Here is a 13,198-nt window from a genome sequence, read left to right on the forward strand (position 1 = left end):
CATAAAAGAGCCGTTACAAAACTTTCTCCGCCATTTTGCATCGTATCGGCTTGGGCCTGTTAAGGAAATAGGCGACTTTTACCGATACCTAAAACTTTAAATACAAGGTTAACGGAAACAGGTTCAATTCGTGAAAATTCGATATTTCCGGGCTTTCGGCATCTGTTATGAAGCTGTGGAAATCGGCTCATGCGGTTTCCGGTTTTCGGTCGGGTTAAGTCAATTCGTTAACAGAAATACCCGCCATAGGTGTTTCGTCATGGCAGTTTCGCTTCAGGCGTGCCAAAAGCTGTAGATGGATTCTATCCCGTATTCCCTCGTTCTCCCACTCATTATTATCATATGCCGCATTTTTGCGTTGCGACAAGAAGAGAGTTTGTTTTGCGCGCTGGCAACTGTCTGCTCTATCAGGCCGGCTTTTATCCAAAGCTCGGCATATTGGGCACGGCATATTGGCGCAGATACGGGCTTGATGGTCGCTGCGGTTGCAACTATCGGCGGAAGACCGTATCTGCCATCTGGAGCGTGACGTTTTTGCCTATGGCAGCGACGGAACCGGAACCGAGGCCGGAAAAAACGATTGCGCAGGGCTTTGCGCATTTCAGGGAACTAAAATGACGAAGATTGTATTCGTATCAGCCGATGGCGCGACCAGAACCGAAGTTGAAGCCGCAAACGGATCGAGCGTGATGGAAGCAGCCATTCGCAACGGTATTCCGGGTATCGATGCGGAATGCGGTGGCGCTTGCGCCTGTGCGACCTGTCATGTCTATGTGGACGAGGAATGGGCAGAGACCGTCGGTGGGCCGGACGCAATGGAAGAAGACATGCTGGATTTCGCCTATGAGGTTCGTCCGACCTCTCGCCTGTCGTGTCAGATTCCCGTGACCGACGAAATCGACGGTCTGGTTGTACAGGTGCCGGAGCGCCAGAACTGATCTTCTTTAGAGAATGAGATGTGATGGGCGTCGAACCGCAGCATGATGTAATTATAGTCGGTTGCGGCCCGGCGGCGCTTTTTACAGTTTTTCAACTCGGCCTTTTCGGCTTCAGGTGCCAGCTTGTCGATGCCATGGATCGGCCGGGCGGCCAATGCATTGCTCTTTATGCAGACAAGCCGATTTATGATGTGCCAGGGTTTCCCGAAATCATGGGGGAGAAGCTTGTCGAGCGCCTCTTGCAGCAGATAAAACCCTACGCTCCGCTGTTTCATCTCAACCAGATCGTAGAAGGCATAACCGTCAGCGACGGCAGTGTTGCGGTGGCAATCGGGAACGGTACACGGTTGGAGGCCAGAGCCGTGGTGATCGCTTCAGGTCTCGGTGCTTTCGGCGCGGATGGACGGATTGTTCGTCCCGATCCGCTGGCCGGGCTTCCATTGGAAAGGTCTGTCAATGGTCTGGCAGTGAGCGCGGAAACGTTCAGGACTTCGTGCCCGCGCATCTACGCTATCGGCGATGCCTGCCAGTATCCGGGGAAGTTGAGGCTGATCCTGTCGGGCTTCCACGAGGCTGCGCTGATGACGCAGGCGATCCGGGCCGAACTGCGTCAGGCAAGTCGCCTTATTTAGAAACCTGCTGCGCCTGCTCCAGACGATAGGTCAGGAGCCGTTCGAAGCGGCGCTCGAAATTGATCGTTTCGACCCGGTCAAACCGCTCTTGGTCCTTGTCGTGCGCCTCCATAAGCGTGGTCGTGATCTTGTCGATCTCGGCGCGCAGGCTTGTGCAATCGGAACGTGTGCGCAGCCCGCGAATCTTGCGTTCCATTTCGCTTGCAAAACTGCGTGCGATGACGATGTGGCTTTCCTCGTGGCGGCGGATGTCCTGCGAAAGCGTGTCCCAGATCAGTGCCAGTTCTGCAGAAGCCTTGCGGCGCTGCCTCCAGCGGGGTAACGAAACCTTTGCGTGAACGTTCACATATACATTCTGAACCTTGCACGCTTTTCCGGGCGCACGGCCATAGCGGACTTTTGCATCGAAGCGGATTTCGGCCGCGCCAGGATGATGTTGGCCCGTTTTCTTGAGGAAGGGGCCATTGCGTGAAAGTGCCCTGTCCAGATCTGCGGCCGTTCTGCCGCTCACGGGATAATATCTGAAGTCGCGAAAGATGGAGGCGGCTTCAGCCTGCGGGGCAACGATCGCGAGAACTGCCCCCATAGCCAGAACCTTTTTCCGCAAATTCATATTCTGGCACCTCTTCTAAAACCAGTAAGAAACTCAGATTTTGCAGCCGCAAGCATGGCATGCAATCGTCAAGAGAACTATAACGTCATCGACAGAATGACTTTAGCCGGGTTGGTTGCATACCCCAGTCCCGAATGAAGCTTACAGGAACAGCCTGCTATGACAAAAGAATGGCATCTGGCTCACGGACGGAATATCCGGTTGGGAGAAAAGTCCGTAATCATGGGTATATTGAACGTCACGCCTGACTCTTTTTCCGATGGAGGGCATCATAACGATCTTGATCGGGCGATAGAGGCTGCCGAACGGATGCTCGGCGAGGGGGCGATGATCATCGATGTCGGTGGTGAGTCGACGCGTCCCGGAGCTGCAGTGGTAGATGCCGAAACAGAATCCGCCCGCGTGATTCCCGTGATCGAGGCATTGGTGAGGCGGTATGACTGCATTATCTCGGTCGATACCTATCGGGCGTCTACGGCCAGGGTTGCCATCGACGCCGGCGCTCATATCGTCAACGACGTGTGGGGTCTCCAGCGAGAGCCCGAGATTGCTGCTGTCGCAAGGCAGACCGGAGCCGGACTGGTCGTCATGCATACCAGCCGCGAGCGGCAAGTGCTTGCGGATGTCATCGATGACCAGTTTGCATTTTTGAATGTTTCTCTGGAAATTGCGGAGAAAGCGGGGATCGAGCGGTCCCGTATCGTGCTCGATCCCGGTTTCGGTTTTGGCAAGAACAAGGAACAGGATATTGCGTTGATGGCGAGAGCGGACGAATTGCAGAAGTTCGATCTGCCGCTTCTGGTCGGCACATCACGCAAACGCTTCATCGGCGCGATGACAGACAGGGACAATCCGCTGGATCGCGATATCGGAACGGCGGCGACGTCTACCGCACTGCGTCTGGCCGGTGCCGACATCTTCCGTGTTCACAATGTCGCTTTTAATAAAGATGCACTTGCCGTCGCAGATGGTATCCTTCAGGCCAGACGCAGCGAAAACAGAAAGTAAAGCCGTGTATACGATCCGAATTATGAATTGCGCTTTCTTCGCGCATCACGGCGTTTTCGATGAAGAGCATAAGCTTGGCCAGCGTTTTTATGTCGATGCGGTTCTGGACGTCGATCCCGGCAACGCGCTTGAAAACGACGATATCGACGGAACCGTGCATTACGGAATAGCTTTTTCTGTTATTCAGGACATCATCACAGGGCGTCAGCGCTATTTGATAGAGACATTGGCGCTGGATGTGGCGAAGGCGCTGACAGCGCGGTTTCCGCAGGTCAAGCGGGCAGAAATAACGGTACGCAAACCGAATGCGCCTGTACCGGGCGTTCTGGACCATATCGAAGTGACGGTGGTTTATCCGCAGTGATCGCTAACCGACATTATCGCGCCTGGCTCGGACTGGGCGGAAACATTGATGATCCCGTCGCGTCGATGGGGAAGGCTTTGCGATTGCTGGACCGGCGGGCGGATACGCATGTCACAGCGGTCTCGCCGGTTTATCGCACACCGCCATGGGGGAAAACCGATCAGGCATGGTTTCACAATGCCTGTGCTGAAATCGAAACTTCCCTGCCGCCGCTGGAGTTGATCGCGATCTGCCTTGATGTCGAGCGGTCCTTGAAGCGTGTAAGGCTGGAACGCTGGGGTCCCCGCATCATCGACATCGATATACTGGCGGCTCAGGACGACCGCGGCAGGGATATCGTCATGAATGAGCCGGACCTGGAGCTTCCGCATCCGCGTCTGCATGAGCGAGCCTTTGTGCTCGTACCCTTGAACGATATTGCGCCCTCGCTGGAAATCGCGGGCAAGGCGGTTGCCGTGTGGAAATCCGAAGTCGCGCATTCCGAAATCGAAAAAGCCCGCACGGATGCGGGCTGGTGGCGCGAATAGAGTGATTTCGTCAATTCTTTGCGATGCTGCCGACCGCAATATTGTCGACGCGTTTCAGGCTCATGCCGATCACCGGAACCAGTTCCTTATCGACACGGACGGACACCGTCACATTCATTGTATTCGGGCTGGAAACGCGAGCCAGCATCGCGCCGTTAAGCTGTTTGCGGTTCAGGCCGAAAACAACCTTGTTGCCGCCGACCGAGCCTGACGTGATGTCGAGGCCCTTGCCTTCGGCTCCGTCGTTGAACTTGCCGGAATAGGCGGAGCCCACACGCTTGACCGTGGCCTTCATCTGCTGGGAGAAGACACCGACGCGGCAGGTGCCGTCAAGCGTCATTCCGACTTCCACGTCCGGCGTCGATCCGGCCAGATTGCAGACGAATTTCGTTCCCTTGTATTTGCCGGCAACGATTTCACCTGGACCCGACCATTGGCCTTCGATTGTCTGAAAAAACTGCTTGTCCTTGTCGGCAGCCAAAACCGGCGCGGCGGAAAACGACACGGGCAGCAGCGTCAGGCAGGCGGCGATGCAGTTTTTCATATTAGGCTCTATCCCGTGTTCGCGACCTGGATTGGGCGTCATTCGTAATCGTTGTTCGCTCGCAAGTCACGGCCAAAAGCCTGCCATGCTTTGCAAACTGTCAGAAATCCCATATCACCCTGAAGCTCGTTTGATGGAGGGCCCGCACGGAAGTGCCGGTACACCGTATCGCTCGATTCTGGCACGGATTTCTATTCATCTATAATCGTTGCGAATGGTTAATGCTTTCTTTGCGTGAGCCAGAATGTCAACCGGCAGCGGGAAAACAGACAGCTATTTTGCGGAAGTCTTCCTGTCGGTCCGTTCGCTGCTCATTCGTGCAAGATCGCCAATAAAATCGCCAATGCCGGGGCGTTTTTCGGCATTGAAGGGAAATGGCCGCACGACATCCATGGCGGCAATGCCGATGCGTGCAGTCATGAGGCCATTGACCACGCCTTCGCCGAGCTTGGCCGAAAGGCGGGAGGCAAGGCCTTGACCAACAAGCTGCTGGATTACACTGTCACCCATGGCGATTGTACCCGTTACCGCCAGATGTGCGATCACGCGGCGGGCAAGTTTCAGGAAACCCAGTGTTCCGGGACGCCCACCATAAAGTTGCGAAAGCCGGCGGATCAATCGAGCGGATTCAAAGATCACATAGCCGATATCGACCAGCGCGCGCGGGCTGATCGCCGTCACGATGGATACTCGTTTCGAGGCGTTGAGGATCAGTGAGCGGGCGTCGCGGTCGAGTGGGCGGAGTATTTCCGTTTCGGCAAGCCGGATCAGGTTGCGCCCGTCGATGATGTCGTCGGTCAGTCCGTCCAGAAGCTGCCGTCCGCGTGCGGTCTCGGGCAAGCCTGAAGCGATCGAGCGCAGTTCATCGACTGCCTTGCGGGCCGTGGCCATGTCGTCCCGTTCAGCGGCGTCCGCCGCTTCCCTGCGCAGATGCTGCACCGATGCCAGGCGGCGAAGCGCCATCAACTCGCGCGCCGTAATTCCGATGAAAGAGAGCAGGGCGACGATAGCGACGCCAAGAGCCGTCCAGCCCAGCCAGTCTGCCCGTGAAAACAATGCCCGGATAAGGTCTTCGGTCCATATGCCGATGGCAAATGAAACCAGAATACCGAGAGCGCCGAACAGAATCCCGCTGAGCGACCAGCCTTTGTGTTTCGGAGCCTCGAAGGATGGATCGAGTATTTCCAGTTCGGCTTCTTCTTCCTCACTCAATGCGAAAATATCGGGTTGGGATATGACCGCATCGAGATCCTTGACCGCGCGCGGGCGGCGCGGGGCTTCTTCCATGGGGGCGGAATGGGCGGATGGTTCGCTTACCGTGAACGCAGCGGGTTTGCGTGGCGTCTTTTCTGTCATGCGAGACGGTCCCCGATCAGAAACTGCAAAGCGCGATCCAGCCTGATATGCGGCAATGAGAGCGTCAAGCCTTCGGCTGTGCGTTCGAGCCTTGGCGGGCGAAAACGGACAAAGCGGATGGCGGGGTCGTCTTGTGCAAAATTTTCTTCGAAAATAACATTCGGATTCTTCGGCAAGTCACCGGGAAATATGGCTGTTTCGGTTTCACCATCGAATACTTCGCCGTCGATTTTTTCACCTTGAAGCGGTGTGCCGACGATGACGGGAAGCGTTTCCTTGCCTTGCGAGACGGTCGCTTCCCGCGTGGCGCGCACGGCTGCCATGGCGAGAACATCGATGTCGGCGCCGGAAAAATCGGCTCTTTCAATTGCCCGCTCCACCAGACGGCGCACGATTGCCTGCAGGCGGTCGTGGCTTTCGTGGTGCAGATGATCGGCCTTGGTCGCCGCAACGAGAATGCGTCCAATACGGCGTTGTATAAGACCCGTCAGCAGATTGGAGCGTCCGGGTCTGAAGCAGGACAGGATATCGGTCAGGGCGCGCTCGAGGTCGGCGACCACTGCGCCGCCTGAATTCATTGCTTGCATGGCGTCGATCAGAACGATCTGCCGGTCTAGCCGCGCGATGTGTTCCCGGAAAAACGGCTTGATGACATGGGTTTTATAGGCCTCATAGCGTCTCTCCATCATCGCACCCAGAGAACCGCTTTTCAGGTCTTCTGGCGTCAGGTTGGGAAGCGGGGCGAATGTCAGTGCCGGAGAACCATCGAGGTCGCCCGGCATCAGGAAACGCCCCGGCGGCAGGGTCGACAATGCGCGTTCGTCGGCCTTGCCTGCGCGGAGATAGGCGGTGAAGCTTCTGGCCAGGCGCTGAGCGGTCAGTTCATCAGCCTTTTCCGATGCATCGACGAGCGAGGCCTCGGTTATCCATTCCCGCGCCAGATCCCTGTGGGTCGTTTCGTTTGCAAGCGCGAACGAATCGGCGCTGAATTCGGCGTAGGATTTTCCGAGTAACGGCAGGTCGAGAAGCCATTCCCCCGGATAGTCGACGATGTCGAGCGAGAGCCTGCCCGGCGATAGCCAGCGTCCCCAGGCGGATGCCGATTCATACTCTATCGTCAGGCGCAGTTGCGAGATTGCACGGGTCGAGTCCGGCCAGATGCGGTCATCGATCAGCGCCGAGAGGTGTTCTTCGTATTGAAAGCGGGGGACCGCATCGTCCGGCTGTGGCTCAAGGAGTGTTTTTGAAATGCGTCCCGACTTGTAGGCTTCGAACATCGGAAGCCTGCCGCCATGCAGCATGTTATGGACGAGAGCGGTGATGAACACTGTCTTGCCCGCACGCGACAGGCCTGTAACACCCAGCCTGAGCGAGGGGGACAAAAGCCCGGTTGCACGATCCGTCAGCGTATCCAGTGCGATTTTTGCTTCGTCGCCGATACTCGTCAGCTTGGCCAATTATCCCTCACCGGCTTCATTGATCTGTCAGCGGTATAGATAGGGTGGTGTCCATGGGCTTGGCAAGGAAGCTTGCCAAAGCGTCATGAATTCTTCCGGGACAGGGGAAAGCTTTCGAGATAGCCGCTCCCGTGCTCGAGTTCACTAAGTGGACCTTCGAATACTATTGTCGCGAGAGCGGCGGTTGGAAACCCTGCACGAAGCTTGAGCAGTCCGTCCTTCATGCCATTTCCACAGAGAGCCAACGCCAGATCCTCCATGCTTGGATTATGGCCGACCAGCATCAGTCTTTGCGCATCGCGATGTTTTGTTACGGCTTTCATATAGTCTGCCGCGCTACCGCTATATATCGTGTCGTCGATGACTGTCGGGACTTCTATTTCCAGCCGCTCAATAAGTCCGAATGCCGTCTCTCTGGTTCGGCACGAGCCGGAAAGAACGACGAGATCGGGATAGAGAGACGACGCTTTCATGGCCTGGGCAAGGCGATCGAGCGAGGATTGTCCTTCCCGATCCAAAGGGCGATCGAAGTCCTTCATGCCGGGTTTGGGCCATATGGCTTTGGCATGTCTGAGAAGAAGCAAACGACTCATTGGCAAGGTTCCAGGCTGTTTCTTACGGCAGTTCACGGGTTTTTCTGCCAAAATTCCAGCATAAATGTACGCTGCAATCGGTTGTTCTCCCAATTTTTTGATGCTTTACGTCAATATTCACAGCTGTATTGTGCTGAATTTATGGGCAGTTTTGAGAGCGGAGGAAAACTGTTGCCAGCGGTAGAAATTCCAGTGCCGATTATTCTCAATTGATTGAAGTCATTTCGGAAGTCTACAAAGCGACATTTCAAGGATACCTTTAATTTGCCCAAATTTAATGCAAAATCACACAAAACTGATGCACTAAAAAGTAGTGAGATACGATTGTTTGATGTTGTGTCCTTGTTGCTATGGAACTATATAACCGCTCGCGTCTCCTAGATGTGGGGTAATTCAGAATGAGTGAATTGATCGACCTTGACTATAGGCCCACTGAAGACGAGCCGTTCATGAATGAACGGCAGAAGTCTTATTTTCGGGCGAAGCTAATCGCCTGGAAGAATGATATTCTGCGAGAAGCGCGTGAAACGCTTGAGGCGCTACAGCAGGAAAATGCGAATCATCCCGACCTGGCGGACAGGGCTTCCTCCGAAACGGATCGGGCAATCGAGCTACGCGCTCGTGACAGACAGCGTAAACTGATCTCTAAAATCGATGCAGCATTGAGCCGTATCGATGAAGGGACATATGGCTTCTGCGAAGAAACGGGGGAACCTATCAGCCTGAAGCGGCTTGATGCGCGTCCGATTGCTACGCTATCCATAGAAGCGCAGGAACGTCATGAGCGCCGCGAAAAGGTTTATCGCGACGACTAGTGTCCTGAAGGGCGCACGAGGGGTTATCCCGAGCGATAGAAAATTTATAGGCTGCGGAAATCGCAGCCTATTTTGTTTTGGGATGAAATAGACCGGCTGTCCGGTCGTCGCAGCCTTCTCAATTGTGGCGGATTTCGTCCTTGGTCAGCTCCCCAAGGAGCTTTTCCATTTCGCCCTCGATATCGTCTTTCGACTTGTCATCGACGGCGTCATCGGCTGCGGAAATATCAAGAGAACTCAGAAGTTCGCTTTCGAAGAACTCGGTATCGAAAGCCGTTGTCTCAGCGTTTTCGCTGTCGTTAATTTCGACGTTGAGATCGCTGTCCAGATCGGCGGCGATGGCGTCATGCAGAGCACTGCCGAGGTCTTCGAGATCACCGAGCGCCGTTTCTGTCGTGGGTTCGGTCGCTTTCGCTTCCGCAGCGGTATTGAATGCCGGCGCCTCGGTCGATGAAACGGTGGGGCCGGTCACATCCGCCGCAACGAGTTTCTCGACATTTGTCGTTTCGCGCTCGGGTACGATACTGCCGAGGTTCGCGGAAGTCACGGCGGCTGCGGCCACACCGGTGGTGTTTGCAGTGTTCGACGTGGAACTCAGAACGCCGCGTGAAACCTGGCTCAGCGGATAGGCTGGATGCGCGCGCACCGATTGCGTTTGCGCCGGGCGCGGCGGCACTACAGTGCGCGGCTGTGGTGGGTAGTTCGGGGCAGGGCGCGGTTGCGGGTGAGGCTGAACCGGCTTGCTTGCCGTCGGCTCCTGTCGCGGCGCCGGGCGCGGAGGAACCGGGGGGACGGGAGCCTGCGTCTGGATATGAACGGTTGGAGCGGCTTGTTTGACCGCCTCGGGGTTTGCTGGTTCGGGCTTGCGATAAGCGGGCGTTTCTATAGCGGAAGTAAGCTGTATCGCAGCATCCCTCTCTTCAGACGATTGCGTCTGTGGGGGAAGGGCGGGGCGCTCCGTCTTTTCCGCGGCCAGAGTCGCTTCATGTTGCCTGAAGCGCTCTATATGCTCCGGCTCGATACGCGAGGCCTGCATACGCGCATTGGCGCGCGCCTCCATGACGATATTCTGTTCCACGACCACGTCGGTCGGGCCACCGATAAGCAACAGATGTTCAACATCGTCGCGGCGGATGAGTACGAGCTTGCGTCGGCCGTCGACCGCCGCTGCGTCCATCACCGAAAGGCGGGGTTGCCGGGTGCGCCCATTGGCGACGAAAGTACCGCCACTGAAACGGCGAATGATGCTGAGCACAACGAAAATTCCGCCAAGAATGATCGCAAATATTAGAACGAAACCGACAATATTAGCCGCGCTTTCGCCAACGATGCCGCTGAGCCATTCCTTCATGCGGATACCCTCTTATACAATAAACGAAACACCGGCGATGATCGGAAACTGCGCTTCCCCTGACACTCCGCATCATCGCGCCGGTTGCACAGTAGTTCAATTTGCAGGCCTTGGGAATATTTCATCGAAATGGGGGAAATATATGATCCCCAGGCAAAACGGTGCAAAAATGGCCCTTTTGCACGGTTTCCGCGCAGCGATGCTTGTGCTGCGCGCCGATTAACGCATTCTGCGAATCGGGTATACCCTGACATATCGGTTGCGCTGCCAACAGCCGTGGCTGAAACGCCCGAAAGTGCGCACGACAAATTCGGATATGCTGATGATTGAAATGACGTCCTGGCTGACCAAAAGAATAAGCAGCTCCGCGCAGCCTTTGAACCCACGGCTGCGCAACATGAAAGGGCAACTGGCTTGATGTCGCGACAGACGGATAACGCTTACCCGAAACCTCTCGTTATGCCCAGACGCAACCGCAGCGGCGCCCTGCGCCTGCTGGTGGTTGGCATTCTGCTTACCGTTGCGGCTGTTGCCTATTTTGTCTTTCACGATCGGCTTGGTGACGGATTCGCCCTTGTACTCATGGGCATTCTGTCGATGGTCGGCGTGTTTTACCTTTTTGGAGCCGCGACCGGGCTTATCCAGTTCAGCCAGAAGAACGGCGATCAGGACCTCGCTCATTCGTTCATGGATTCGCAGCCCGAAGGCACGGTCATTTCCGATGTCCGTGGCCAGATCGTCTATGCCAATCAGGCCTATGCGAGGATGACCGGTGTCGCAAACGCCGATGGCGTCCGCTCTCTCGATAGTGTCCTGACGGCAGAACCGGCGGCGTCCGATGCCATCTATCGGCTAACTAACGCGGTGCGCGACGGACTGTCGGCACAGGAGGAAGTGCGGATTTCGGGCGGCATTTCCCGAGAGGGCCATGGATCGCTGGCGCCGGTCTGGTACCGCATCAAGGCCCGTCCTATCGAGGCAGGACAGGATTTCAACGGCCCGCTCGTTGCCTGGCAGATAGCGGATATTTCGGACGAGCGTGCCGAGCAGGAACGCTTTTTTCAGGAATTGCAGGAAGCCATCAATCATCTCGATCATGCGCCTGCCGGGTTCTTTTCGGCCGACCCTGCTGGGCGCATCATTTATTTGAACGCCACGCTTGCCGAATGGCTGGGCGTCGATCTCACCCAGTTCACGCCGGGATCGCTGACCCTCAACGATATCGTGGCGGGTAGCGGCATGGCTCTCATCAAGGCCGTGAAAGCCGAACCCGGCACCAGTCGGAACACCGTGATCGATCTCGACCTCATCAAGCGGAACGGGCAGAGCCTTGCCGTGCGCTTCTATCATCGGGTTCAGGCGGCACGCGACGGAACGCGTGGCACGAGCCGCACCATCGTGCTGGACCGTGCCGAGGGTGACGATTCATCCGTTGCGCAGCGTTCGGCCGAAGTGCGGTTCACGCGCTTCTTCAATTCGGCGCCGATGGCTATTGCCGCGGTCGATGCCGGGGGACATATGCTGCGCACCAATGCGCGCTTCCTCGATATTTTTTCACCTGTTGTCGATCGCGATGCAATTGACGGCAATGCGAAGCTTGAAATCGTGGTGCATGAGCGTGATCGCGAAACGTTCAACCGGACGCTTGCCGCTGCCTTTGCCGGGCAGGCGAGCATTTCTCCCGTCGATACCGTGTTGCCAGGTAATGAAGAGCGGCATATCCGTTTCTATATGAGTCCCGTTACTGATCTCGGCGGCGAGCGGGCGGAAGAGGCGGCAATCATTTCCGCCGTCGAAACGACGGAGCAGAAAGCGCTCGAAAACCAGATGGCTCAAAGCCAGAAAATGCAGGCGGTGGGGCAGCTTGCAGGCGGTATCGCGCACGACTTCAACAATGTCCTGACCGCGATCATCATGTCGTCGGACCTGCTCCTGACGAACCATCGCGCATCCGATCCGTCCTTCCCGGACATCATGAATATCAAGCAGAATGCCAACCGAGCCGCGTCGCTCGTGCGCCAGTTGCTTGCTTTCTCACGTCGTCAGACGCTTCGTCCGGAAGTGCTGGACCTCACCGACGTGCTTGCCGATCTACGTATGTTGCTGGCGCGTCTCGTGGGCAAGGATATCGAACTCAAGATCGACCACGGTCGCGATCTGTGGCCGGTCAAGGCCGACCTCGGGCAGTTCGAGCAGGTCGCCGTCAATCTTGCCGTCAATGCGCGCGATGCCATGCCGGAGGGGGGGGAGATCACGCTGCGTACCCGCAATGTGCCGATGCAGGAAGCGACAAAACTGCATTATCGCGATCTGCCTGACGCCGACTATGTGGTCTTCGAGGTCGAGGATACGGGAACGGGCATTCCGGCCGATGTCATCGAGAAGATTTTCGAACCGTTCTTTACCACGAAGGAAGTGGGCAAGGGTACTGGCCTCGGCCTTTCGATGGTCTATGGCATCATCAAGCAGACCGGCGGTTTCATCTATTGCGATTCCGAAGTCGGCAAGGGGACAACCTTCAGGATATTCCTGCCACGCCATATCGAGGAAAAGCGGGCCGACGATGCACCGGTAACGGTGAAGGAAAAGAAGGTCGAGAAGGCAACCGATCTTTCCGGTTCGGCGACGGTTCTGCTGGTCGAAGACGAAGATGCTGTCCGTATGGGCGGAGTGCGAGCACTCCAGTCGCGCGGTTACACGGTTCATGAAGCGGCATCAGGTGTTGAAGCTCTGGAGATCATGGAAGAACTCGGCGGCGAGGTGGATATCGTCGTGTCGGATGTGGTCATGCCTGAGATGGACGGGCCAACATTGTTGCGTGAGCTGCGCAAAACTCATCCCGACATCAAGTTCATCTTCGTATCCGGCTATGCGGAGGATGCGTTTGCGCGTAATCTTCCGGCCGATGCCAAGTTCGGATTCCTTCCAAAGCCGTTTTCACTCAAACAGTTGGCAACCACGGTTAAGGAGATGCTGGAGAAACAGGACTGATGCTGCGGT

General features: G+C 56.4%; 13 protein-coding genes. 7 read left to right on the forward strand and 6 right to left on the reverse strand.

From position 1 onward, the window contains the following. The first annotated feature begins 614 nt into the window (after window positions 1-614). Entirely contained in the window at window positions 615-938 is a 324-nt protein-coding gene (locus FHS76_RS08560; protein ID WP_183650758.1) for a 2Fe-2S iron-sulfur cluster-binding protein, read from the forward strand. A gap of 23 nt (window positions 939-961) precedes the next feature. After that, window positions 962-1,570 carry an NAD(P)/FAD-dependent oxidoreductase gene (locus FHS76_RS08565; RefSeq protein ID WP_183650761.1) on the forward strand — a complete coding sequence of 203 codons (609 nt, stop codon included), beginning with the start codon at window positions 962-964 and terminating at the stop codon, window positions 1,568-1,570. Here the strand turns inward: FHS76_RS08565 and FHS76_RS08570 are convergent. Continuing rightward, complete coding sequence (locus FHS76_RS08570; RefSeq protein ID WP_183650764.1) at window positions 1,563-2,183, reverse strand: DUF922 domain-containing Zn-dependent protease; 621 nt, start codon at window positions 2,181-2,183, stop codon at window positions 1,563-1,565. The genes FHS76_RS08565 and FHS76_RS08570 overlap by 8 nt on opposite strands. A gap of 159 nt (window positions 2,184-2,342) precedes the next feature. Here FHS76_RS08570 and folP point away from each other — a divergent pair, with 159 nt between their 5' ends. The 3 genes from folP (at window position 2,343) to folK (ending at window position 4,082) form a co-directional block, all read left to right on the forward strand. Further along, window positions 2,343-3,191 (forward strand): dihydropteroate synthase, encoded by an 849-nt coding sequence (gene folP / locus FHS76_RS08575; protein ID WP_183650767.1) that lies wholly within the window; start codon window positions 2,343-2,345, stop codon window positions 3,189-3,191. Between the two features lie 4 nt (window positions 3,192-3,195). Further along, a complete protein-coding gene (gene folB / locus FHS76_RS08580; RefSeq protein ID WP_183650770.1) occupies window positions 3,196-3,555 on the forward strand; it encodes a dihydroneopterin aldolase in 360 nt (119 codons plus the stop codon). A 65-nt stretch (window positions 3,556-3,620) separates the two neighbouring features. Further along, complete coding sequence (gene folK, locus FHS76_RS08585; protein ID WP_235992614.1) at window positions 3,621-4,082, forward strand: 2-amino-4-hydroxy-6-hydroxymethyldihydropteridine diphosphokinase; 462 nt, start codon at window positions 3,621-3,623, stop codon at window positions 4,080-4,082. Between the two features lie 10 nt (window positions 4,083-4,092). Here the strand turns inward: folK and FHS76_RS08590 are convergent, their stop codons facing one another. The 4 genes from FHS76_RS08590 to FHS76_RS08605 form a co-directional block, all read right to left on the reverse strand. Continuing rightward, window positions 4,093-4,626, reverse strand: coding sequence for a hypothetical protein (locus tag FHS76_RS08590; protein ID WP_183650776.1), 534 nt, complete (start codon window positions 4,624-4,626; stop codon window positions 4,093-4,095). A 273-nt stretch (window positions 4,627-4,899) separates the two neighbouring features. Further along, window positions 4,900-5,982 (reverse strand): YcjF family protein, encoded by a 1,083-nt coding sequence (locus FHS76_RS08595; protein ID WP_183650778.1) that lies wholly within the window; start codon window positions 5,980-5,982, stop codon window positions 4,900-4,902. Next, on the reverse strand, window positions 5,979-7,439 hold the full coding sequence (locus tag FHS76_RS08600; protein WP_183650780.1) for a YcjX family GTP-binding protein: 1,461 nt from the start codon (window positions 7,437-7,439) through the stop codon (window positions 5,979-5,981). The genes FHS76_RS08595 and FHS76_RS08600 overlap by 4 nt, the downstream gene beginning before the upstream one ends. Window positions 7,440-7,522: 83 nt before the next feature. Beyond that, a complete protein-coding gene (locus FHS76_RS08605; protein ID WP_183650958.1) occupies window positions 7,523-8,032 on the reverse strand; it encodes a SixA phosphatase family protein in 510 nt (169 codons plus the stop codon). A 398-nt stretch (window positions 8,033-8,430) separates the two neighbouring features. Here FHS76_RS08605 and dksA point away from each other — a divergent pair, with 398 nt between their 5' ends. After that, window positions 8,431-8,847 carry an RNA polymerase-binding protein DksA gene (gene dksA / locus FHS76_RS08610; protein WP_006466858.1) on the forward strand — a complete coding sequence of 139 codons (417 nt, stop codon included), beginning with the start codon at window positions 8,431-8,433 and terminating at the stop codon, window positions 8,845-8,847. A gap of 118 nt (window positions 8,848-8,965) precedes the next feature. Here dksA and FHS76_RS08615 read toward each other — a convergent pair whose 3' ends face one another. Then, window positions 8,966-10,198, reverse strand: a complete 1,233-nt coding sequence (locus tag FHS76_RS08615) for a flagellar biosynthetic protein FliO (RefSeq protein ID WP_183650783.1) — start codon at window positions 10,196-10,198, stop codon at window positions 8,966-8,968. 417 nt (window positions 10,199-10,615) lie between these two features. Here FHS76_RS08615 and cckA point away from each other — a divergent pair, with 417 nt between their 5' ends. Further along, entirely contained in the window at window positions 10,616-13,189 is a 2,574-nt protein-coding gene (cckA, locus tag FHS76_RS08620; protein WP_183650787.1) for a cell cycle histidine kinase CckA, read from the forward strand. Window positions 13,190-13,198 lie beyond the last annotated feature (9 nt).

This window comes from Brucella daejeonensis (assembly GCF_014199265.1).
GTDB lineage: Bacteria > Pseudomonadota > Alphaproteobacteria > Rhizobiales > Rhizobiaceae > Brucella > Brucella daejeonensis.

What these genes read in the sequence shown, in the direction of transcription:
- FHS76_RS08565 (WP_183650761.1), top strand. Translation starts at nt 962, where the DNA reads ATGGGCGTCGAACCGCAGCATGATGTAATTATAGTCGGTTGCGGCCCG.
- cckA (WP_183650787.1), top strand. Translation starts at nt 10,616, where the DNA reads ATGTCGCGACAGACGGATAACGCTTACCCGAAACCTCTCGTTATGCCC.
- FHS76_RS08615 (WP_183650783.1), bottom strand. Translation starts at nt 10,198, where the DNA reads ATGAAGGAATGGCTCAGCGGCATCGTTGGCGAAAGCGCGGCTAATATT.
- folP (WP_183650767.1), top strand. Translation starts at nt 2,343, where the DNA reads ATGACAAAAGAATGGCATCTGGCTCACGGACGGAATATCCGGTTGGGA.
- folK (WP_235992614.1), top strand. Translation starts at nt 3,621, where the DNA reads ATGGGGAAGGCTTTGCGATTGCTGGACCGGCGGGCGGATACGCATGTC.
- FHS76_RS08560 (WP_183650758.1), top strand. Translation starts at nt 615, where the DNA reads ATGACGAAGATTGTATTCGTATCAGCCGATGGCGCGACCAGAACCGAA.
- FHS76_RS08570 (WP_183650764.1), bottom strand. Translation starts at nt 2,183, where the DNA reads ATGAATTTGCGGAAAAAGGTTCTGGCTATGGGGGCAGTTCTCGCGATC.
- FHS76_RS08595 (WP_183650778.1), bottom strand. Translation starts at nt 5,982, where the DNA reads ATGACAGAAAAGACGCCACGCAAACCCGCTGCGTTCACGGTAAGCGAA.
- dksA (WP_006466858.1), top strand. Translation starts at nt 8,431, where the DNA reads ATGAGTGAATTGATCGACCTTGACTATAGGCCCACTGAAGACGAGCCG.
- FHS76_RS08590 (WP_183650776.1), bottom strand. Translation starts at nt 4,626, where the DNA reads ATGAAAAACTGCATCGCCGCCTGCCTGACGCTGCTGCCCGTGTCGTTT.
- FHS76_RS08605 (WP_183650958.1), bottom strand. Translation starts at nt 8,032, where the DNA reads ATGAGTCGTTTGCTTCTTCTCAGACATGCCAAAGCCATATGGCCCAAA.